The sequence below is a fragment of the Olleya sp. Ti.3.14 genome (genome assembly GCF_038154885.1).
Taxonomy (GTDB): Bacteria; Bacteroidota; Bacteroidia; order Flavobacteriales; family Flavobacteriaceae; genus Olleya.
This window is the reverse complement of record NZ_JBAKAO010000083.1, coordinates 1-287: the sequence shown is the minus strand read 5'-3', so window position 1 is coordinate 287 and position 287 is coordinate 1. Positions and strand designations below refer to the sequence as shown.

Genomic DNA, 287 nt, shown 5'->3' with positions numbered 1-287 from the left:
ATCTAAAAAAAATAAACTAATACTAGGAAAAAAACACCATTTGCATAAATTCATTATGGCAAAGGGTATTAGTTTTATTATAAAAACCTTCTAGATTTTAATAAGTTATATAAATATATCCTGAATAACTCTTGTTGTCATCGGTAAGTTTTAATACGTAAAAATAAGTGCCGACAGGTAATTTTTCGCCTTGATTACCAACTTCAGTTTTATTAGATACGCCATTAAAGGTATTGTCGTAATTTTCGGTTTCGTACACAATTCTTCCCCAACGGTTAAAAATTTGT

The 287-nt window shown here is 28.2% G+C and carries 1 protein-coding gene; it reads right to left on the bottom strand.

The window, feature by feature from the left end; translation table 11 throughout:
* Nucleotides 1-97: 97 nt before the first annotated feature.
* A partial coding sequence (locus tag V6251_RS15380) for a T9SS type B sorting domain-containing protein (protein WP_341589025.1) occupies nucleotides 98-287 on the bottom strand: 190 nt, incomplete at its 5' end.